The sequence below is a fragment of the Rhizobacter sp. P3_B12 genome, from assembly GCF_056402895.1.
Map to the genome: position 1 here is coordinate 1 of NZ_JBFUGN010000664.1, position 3,464 is coordinate 3,464.

1 protein-coding gene is annotated in these 3,464 nt (G+C 72.9%); it reads right to left on the bottom strand.

Annotated elements, in window-relative coordinates:
* On the bottom strand, positions 1–3,464 hold a 3,464-nt coding region (locus AC1D01_RS25745), incomplete at both ends, for an SDR family NAD(P)-dependent oxidoreductase (RefSeq protein ID WP_477871415.1).

Here is a 3,464-nt window from a genome sequence, read left to right on the forward strand (position 1 = left end):
TCGAGCACCAGCGTTCGGGTGGCGGAGATCGGCCGGCCGATCGCGACGCGCACGCGGCCGTCGTCCTGGCAGCGCCACTGCGTCACGTCGATCGCCGCTTCGGTCGGCCCATAGAGGTTGAACAGGCCCGCGTGTGGAAGGCGCCGCAGCAACTCGTTCTGCGCCTCGGCGGGCAGTGCCTCGCCGCTGCAGATCACACGCACTAGGCTGTCGCAGCGTTCGACCTCGGCATGCGCGAGAAAGGCCTGCAGCATCGACGGCACGAAATGCAGCGTCGTCACGCGCTGCCGGCGGATCAGCGCCGCGAGCCGCGCCGGATCCTTGTGCTCGCCGGGGGCAGCCAGCACCAGCCGCGCGCCGGTCATCAGCGGCCAGAAGAACTCCCACACCGACACGTCGAAACCGAACGGCGTCTTCTGCAGCACGGTGTCGTCGGGCGTCAGGCCATGCGCCTGCTGCATCCACGCGAGCCGGTTGTGCAGCRCGCGGTGGTGGTTCGCGGCGCCCTTGGGCCGGCCGGTCGAGCCGGAGGTGTAGATCACGTAGGCCAGGTGCTGGCCGTGCAGCACGACGGCGGGGTCGGTGTCGGGTCCGTCGATCGCAGCGCCATCGACTGCCAGCAGCGACAGCGACGGCCGGCCGCCGAAGCGCGCCGCCAGGTGCGGCTGCGTCAGCAGCAGCGCGATGCCGCTGTCGTCGAGCATGTAATGCAGCCGCTCGTCCGGATGCTCCGGGTCCAGCGGCACATAGGCACCGCCGGCCTTCAGGATCGCGAGCAGGCCGACGACCATCTCGAACGAACGCTCCATCGCGATCCCGACGCGGGAGTCGGGACCGACGCCCCGTGCGATCAGCGCATGCGCGAGCCRGTTGGCGCGGCGGTTCAGTTCGCCGTAGCGCAGAACCTGCTCGCCGAACGCCAGCACAACAGCCTGCGGTTGCGCCCGGGCCTGCCGCTCGAACAGCCGGTGCACCGGTGCGTCGTACGCATGCTGCTCGCCGTTGACGCCCCACTGCCGCAGCAGCGCCTGGTCTTCCGCGCCGAGCAACGCGACCTCGCCGACGCGCGCCTGCGGCTGCCCGACCAGTGCCCGCAGCAGCGCCACGTAGTGCGCGCCCAGCCGTTCGATGCGCTGCGGCTCGAACAACGCATCGGCATAGCGGAACGCGGCACGCACGCCGCCGTCATCGAGCTCCTGCGTCTCCAGCGTCAGCTCGAACGGCGCGGCACGCTCGGCCAGGTCGATGCGGCCGACCTGCAGCCCGGGCCAGCCGCCCGGCGAGCGCCCGCCCTGCCCGAGGTGGTTGAACATCACCTGGAACAGCGGCGTGACGCCCGGCACGCGCGGCGGGCGCAGCGCCTCCACGAGGTGATCGAACGGCAGGTCGGGGTGCGCCTGCGCGTCGATCGCGGCATCGCGCACCTGCTGCAGCAGCGCGATCAGCGGCTGGCGGCCGTCGACGCGTGCCTGCACCATCAGCGTGTTGATGAAGAAGCCGACGACGCGCGCCGTCTCGGGCCGCTGGCGGTTCGCGACCGGCACGCCGATGCGCACCAGCGGCTGGCCGGTGTGCCGGTGCAGCAGCGCGTGGAAGGCCGCGATCAGCCCCATGAAGAGCGTGGCGCCCTCCTTCGCGACGGAACGTTTCAGGCCGTCGACCAGGTCCGCCGGCAGGTCGACCAGGTGCTGCGCCGCACCGCTGCGGCCCGCGGCCTCGCGCGGCCGGTCGGTCGGCAGCGCGAGCACCGCCTGCGGATCGTCGATCTGCCGCCGCCAGTACGCGAGCTGCCGGGCGCCCTCGCCGTCTGCGAGCCAGCGCCGCTGCCAGGCCGCGAAATCCCCGTAGCGGATGGCAGGGGCCGGCAGCGCCGCGCTGCGGCCCTCGCAGGCCGCGGCATAGCGCTGCGCCAGCTCGTCGAGCATCAGCTCGACCGACCAGGCATCGGAGACGATGTGGTGCAGCATCAGCAGCAGCTCGTGCTCGCCGGGCGCACGCCGCAGCAGCGCACCGCGCAGCAGCGGGCCGCGGCGCAGGTCGAACGGCGTGCGGGCGATGCGCAGCGCCTCGTCATGACGACGTGCATCGCGCTGGTCGGCCGGCAGCAGCGACAGGTCGATCAGCGGGATCTCGATCGCCACGTCGTCGAGCACCACCTGCTCCAGCACACCGCCCTCGCCTTCGCGGAACACCGTGCGCAAGCCGTCGTGCTGCTGCACCAGCTCGCCGATCGCCCGCCGCAGCGCTGGCATGTCGAGCGCGCCCGACAGCCGCAGCCCGCCGCCGACGTGGTACGCGGTGCTGTCCGGATCGAGCTGCCACAGGAACCACTGGCCCTGCTGGGCCGGCGACATCGGCGCCACGGCGCCCTCGCTGCGCGTGATCGCGGCGTCCTGCGCCGCCTCCGCCTGCGGCGCCCGCTCGCGCACCGCCTGCGCCAGCGCGGCCACCGTCGGCAGCTTGAAGAACAGCGCCGGATGCAACTCGACGCCCTGCGCCTGCCGCACCCGCGACAGCAGCCGGATCGCGAGCAGCGAATCGCCGCCGAGCTCGAACAGGTTGTCGTGCACGCCGATCGGTGCAATGCCGAGCAGCTCGGTCCACAGCGCGGCCAGGCCTTCCTGCAGCGCGCCTTCGGGAGCGGCGAACGGCGTCGTCAGCACCGGGCGCGGATGGCCGCTGCGCGCCGGTGCCAAAGCCTTGGCCGACGCCGCGATCACATCCAGCATCCCGCCATCCAGCGGCCCGAAGCGCTGCGCGAGCGGCGTGATCGACACCACCGTCTGCGGCAGGTCCGGCCCGTTGACGATGCGCTCGAATGCGGCCACGCCGCTGCGCTCGTCGAGGCCGATGCCGTCGGGCAGGTCCATGTCGACCGCGATGCCGACATCGCGCCACGCATCCCAGTTGACCGAGAACAGCGGTGGCCCGTCGGTGCGGCGCGACGCGACCGCCAGCGCATCGAGGTAGGCGTTGGCGCCGGCGTAGTCGCTGCGGCCCAGGCCGCCGATCAGGCTGGCGACCGACGAGCAGAACAGCACGTAGTCGAGCGGTTCGTCGCGCAGCACTTCCAGCAGCGTTTGCGTGCCGTGCAGCTTGGGCTCGAACGCGGCCTCGACCTGCGCGCGGCTGCGCTGCGCGATCATCCCGCGGCCCGGGTGCACGACGGCATGCACGACGCCCTGCACCGGCCCGAAGCGCCGGTGCACCTGCGCGAGCGCAGCGCGCAGTTGCGCCGCGTCATTGACATCGGCGGCGACCGTCATCACCTCGGCACCGGTGGCTTCGAGCGCGACCAGCTGCTGCAGCTTGCGGCGCAGCGCGAGCGGCTGCTGCGGGTCATTGGCCAGCCGGGCCCAGTCGGCACGCGCCGGCAATTCGGTGCGGCCCAGCAGCACCAGCCGGGCCTGCCACGCGCTCGCGAGGTGGCGCGCCAGCGCGAGGCCGACGCCGCCGAGCCCGCC